This window comes from Flavonifractor plautii ATCC 29863, assembly GCF_000239295.1.
Taxonomy (GTDB): domain Bacteria; phylum Bacillota; class Clostridia; order Oscillospirales; family Oscillospiraceae; genus Flavonifractor; species Flavonifractor plautii.
The window spans coordinates 1-3,498 of record NZ_JH417808.1; the positions used below are offsets into that span (position 1 = coordinate 1).

5 protein-coding genes and 2 pseudogenes are annotated in these 3,498 nt (G+C 43.4%); 4 read left to right on the forward strand and 3 right to left on the reverse strand.

Features of this window, described 5'->3' with window-relative positions:
• Positions 1 to 241 (reverse strand): annotated as a pseudogene (locus tag HMPREF0372_RS12485) (hypothetical protein); the annotation flags it as partial.
• Between the two features lie 83 nt (positions 242 to 324).
• Here HMPREF0372_RS12485 and HMPREF0372_RS12490 point away from each other — a divergent pair.
• Together HMPREF0372_RS12490 and HMPREF0372_RS12495 are read left to right on the forward strand one after the other, a co-directional pair.
• A complete protein-coding gene (locus HMPREF0372_RS12490) occupies positions 325 to 597 on the forward strand; it encodes a type II toxin-antitoxin system Phd/YefM family antitoxin (RefSeq protein WP_009260195.1) in 273 nt (90 codons plus the stop codon).
• On the forward strand, positions 584 to 886 hold the full coding sequence (locus HMPREF0372_RS12495) for a type II toxin-antitoxin system RelE/ParE family toxin (RefSeq protein ID WP_007493011.1): 303 nt from the start codon (positions 584 to 586) through the stop codon (positions 884 to 886). Before HMPREF0372_RS12490 ends, HMPREF0372_RS12495 begins: the two co-directional genes overlap by 14 nt.
• A gap of 41 nt (positions 887 to 927) precedes the next feature.
• Here HMPREF0372_RS12495 and HMPREF0372_RS12500 read toward each other — a convergent pair whose 3' ends face one another.
• Both HMPREF0372_RS12500 and HMPREF0372_RS19285 read right to left on the reverse strand, forming a co-directional pair.
• Positions 928 to 1,254 carry a hypothetical protein gene (locus tag HMPREF0372_RS12500; protein ID WP_007493012.1) on the reverse strand — a complete coding sequence of 109 codons (327 nt, stop codon included), beginning with the start codon at positions 1,252 to 1,254 and terminating at the stop codon, positions 928 to 930.
• Positions 1,251 to 1,511, reverse strand: a pseudogene (locus HMPREF0372_RS19285) (VirD4-like conjugal transfer protein, CD1115 family); the annotation flags it as partial. The pseudogene HMPREF0372_RS19285 and the gene HMPREF0372_RS12500, both read right to left, overlap by 4 nt.
• 346 nt (positions 1,512 to 1,857) lie before the next feature.
• Between HMPREF0372_RS19285 and HMPREF0372_RS19290 the strand changes: the two are divergent.
• Together HMPREF0372_RS19290 and HMPREF0372_RS19295 are read left to right on the forward strand one after the other, a co-directional pair.
• A complete protein-coding gene (locus HMPREF0372_RS19290) occupies positions 1,858 to 2,592 on the forward strand; it encodes a response regulator transcription factor (protein WP_007493014.1) in 735 nt (244 codons plus the stop codon).
• A partial coding sequence (locus HMPREF0372_RS19295) for a histidine kinase dimerization/phospho-acceptor domain-containing protein (RefSeq protein ID WP_007493015.1) occupies positions 2,585 to 3,498 on the forward strand: 914 nt, incomplete at its 3' end. The genes HMPREF0372_RS19290 and HMPREF0372_RS19295, both read left to right, overlap by 8 nt.

Sequence of the window (3,498 nt, forward strand, 5' to 3'; positions counted from 1 at the left end):
GCTTCTTCAGCTCGGTAAAGCTGCCGCAGGTCTTGACCACGCCCATCACAAAAAACAGCACCAGGAGGGCGTAGCCGATGGCCTGGAGTGCGCCGTTGATATTGACGATCACATTCCAGACCCCGCCGCCCTTGAACTCCTCCGGTGTGGTGCTGATGAGCTGCCAGATCTCCGTGAGCTTGCCGTTCCAGGTCTCCAGAGCGGAATTTAAGTTGTCGACGATCCAGTTTCCACTGCCGATTTTGATCACCTCGATTCACTCTAAATTTCATTTGATATTTGCTCATAATTTTGCTATACTATTCCTATAAGGAGGTGGCTGTCATGCCGACCATTCGTCCGATTTCCGACCTGCGCAACAATGCCAACGAGATATCTGATTTTTGCCGCCAGACCCATGAGCCGGTCTATATCACCCGCAACGGCAGCGGCGACATGGTAGTCCTCAGTATGGAGGAGTATGAGCGGCAGCAGGCGCTCATCGACCTTTACGGAAAGCTGGCCGTGGCGGAGCAGGAGATCTCCGCCGGCGCGGAGGGGGAAGATTTCCTTGCAGTGGCCCGTCAGCTGAGGGAGCGCGTCCATGGAAAAGTATGAGGTAAAAATCTTTTCCACCGCAAAGCAGGATCTTCTGGAGATCATCGACTATCTGAACACGCTCTCCCCAGAGACCGCTCTGCGGTACTATGACAAGCTGACGGAGGAGATCGGCGGCCTGTCTCATATGCCGGAACGGTGTCCGCGCCCCCGTGATCTGGCCCTGGCCGCCAAAGGATACCGCTATCTCATCGTGGAGAATTATCTGGTCTTTTATACCATCTCAGGACAAACGGTGCAGATCCAGCGCATCCTCTATGGGCGGCGGAACTATCAAAACATTTTGTGAAGATGAGTGGCCGGGAACGCATTTGCGTTCCCGGCCGCTTGTTATCCTCCGGTGATAAGGGTGAGGATCTCCTTGGTGAAAGTTATCACAATGCCGCCCGCGATGGTGAGGATGCCGTTGGAGCGCTGGGAGGGGTCGTGGGACTGAAGGGAGAGGCCCACCTGCAGAATGCCGTAGCCCAGCAGGATGAGGCCCACGGCCCGGATGAGGGAAAAGATGAAGTCGGACAGGCTGGTGACCACGGACAGAGGGTCATCCGCCGCAAAGGCGGGGACGACAGCAACGGGCAGGGTCAGGACGAGGCAGGCAAACAGCGCGTAAAGCCGCTTTGCCCGCCGCTGGAAGTTGCGGTTGAGATCCTGTTTCATGCAGCATTCTCCTTGCTTTCATCGAGTTCTTCAGCGGAAAATGCCTGGAAGAGAGGAGTTCCTGTAAACGCTGGTTCCTGTTTGCCTTTATGAATATAGGGTGGCCCGCCGCCGTCCACGGTGTGGCGGATGGCCGGATGCTGGGAAAGCTCGTACTTCAAATCCATGACCGGCCTGGCGCCGCGGATGAACAGGATGGCGTACCGGTTGTCCAGGCCGCGCACCTCATCCGGGGTGAGCAGCTCTTTGCCACAAAGTCAAGTGATGAATTAAAAAAAGGAAACAACATTGAGAAATCTATCTTTGTATATTGCTTACCTATACTATTTAATTGTTTCTGAAATGAATTACATTGCTCAGTGTCTTGATTGTTCCAAACTGATTCATATCAATTTTTAACAATTCATATCAGTCTATATGAGTGTGTAGAAAAGTTCAAAACACTTATCTTGTTTAAGACAACCTAAATTTTTGTAAAAATACAAGATAACAATTATTAACAAAAAATATCTTGATAAGGCTCCGTTTTTTAAATATAATTTTATTAAAAGCATATGAGTAAGCGATAGAGAATCTTTATCTTAAACTGTCGGAATGGTTTTAATGACAACACTGAAAGAGGTTATGAATGATATGATAGAAGAAAAATCAAAAATTATGGTGGTAGATGATGATCATGAAATCCGGGAGGTTATTTCAGTTTTATTGTCCAATGAGGATTTTGATATAATTGAGGCAGAATCCGGTGAAGAAGCTTTAAAATTGTTGGCTGCCAATATCGATTTAATCATTTTGGATGTTATGATGCCAGGGATGTCCGGCTATCAGGTTAGTAGAATGATTCGAGAGCGGTCAAATGTGCCAATTTTATTTCTAACTGCGAGAACTCAAAATTCTGATCTTGTATTAGGGTACTCCTCTGGTGGAGATGACTATTTAGCAAAACCATTTTCTTATCTGGAATTGATTGCACGAGTTAAGGGATTGCTACGGAGGTATACTGTTTATCAAGGAAAACAAATCCCAAAACGAAAATCAGAATATATTGAATGGAATGGCTTACGTGTAGATTGCTGTCGCAATATGGCATGGAAATATGGGAAGGAATTAGAACTTACCTCAACAGAATATCGTATATTACGATTATTATTGGCTCATCCAAAGCAAATATTTTCAGCTCAAAATATCTATGAAAGTGTCTGGGAAAAACCATTTTTCTCTACTGATAACAACTCTGTTATGGTGTTTATTCGGAAATTAAGAGATAAAATTGAAGACGATTCCCGACATCCTATCCATCTCGTAACTGTTTGGGGAAAGGGGTACCGTATTGAATAGAAAGCTCAAACTTGTTTCCCAACGATTGGGAATAAAAATGTTAGCTATTGCGGCTTTTGCACTTATTTGTGCATGGTTAGGACATTATTTGCTATCTGATGTGATTGCGGAATGGTTTTTTTATAATTCAAAGTTTGATGCTTATTGGGAAGCAAAAAGTGATGCTGCTGTACAAGACTTTCAAAAGTATGTAACTAATCACAATCTTTCGACACAGAATGCATTGACTGACACGGAATGGAATAAGCAAAATTCTGATATTTTTTTGTTCACAGAGCCGGAACACCTGTATGAAGAAAAAATAGCATCCACAGAATTTGAAGATGAAGACAAATACGAAATCATATACTGCTCGGATGGCGTTATCTACGCTACATCTTACTCACCGGGAAATTCTTACTTTTTTTGGTGGAATACTGCTGGTTTGTTATTTGGATTTTTTCTTTTCCTGGGAATTCTTATACCTTTTAACGCTTATACCATACATCGAATCAACAAACTTTATCAGCAAGTATTACTTTCTTCTCAATCTGGAAGGAATTGTAGTATTAAAATTGGAGGAAGAGATGAAATAGCAAAACTCGGAAATGAAATTGAATTTATGAGAATATCGTTACTATCCTTATTAGAAAATGAGGAAAAAATGAGATCTGAAAGAGAGCAAATGGTCGCATCACTTTCTCATGACCTTCGTACTCCTCTAACTAAACTTACCGGGTACTTGGAAATAATGATTCATAAAAAAGATTTAACAGAAGCAGAGCATAAACTCTACCTTACAAAAGCCATCGAAAAGGCACATCATATGAAAATTTTGACAGATGAATTGTTTCATAAATTTGTGACAGAAACAGAAAATAGGTTTGAGTATCCAGGTAGTGTCAAGGAATTTTCGCAAAATGGTTT

Bases quoted from the DNA above. Each gene is read 5' to 3' on its own strand.
- HMPREF0372_RS12500 (WP_007493012.1), bottom strand. From the start codon at position 1,254: ATGAAACAGGATCTCAACCGCAACTTCCAGCGGCGGGCAAAGCGGCTT.
- HMPREF0372_RS19290 (WP_007493014.1), top strand. From the start codon at position 1,858: ATGACAACACTGAAAGAGGTTATGAATGATATGATAGAAGAAAAATCA.
- HMPREF0372_RS12495 (WP_007493011.1), top strand. From the start codon at position 584: ATGGAAAAGTATGAGGTAAAAATCTTTTCCACCGCAAAGCAGGATCTT.
- HMPREF0372_RS12490 (WP_009260195.1), top strand. From the start codon at position 325: ATGCCGACCATTCGTCCGATTTCCGACCTGCGCAACAATGCCAACGAG.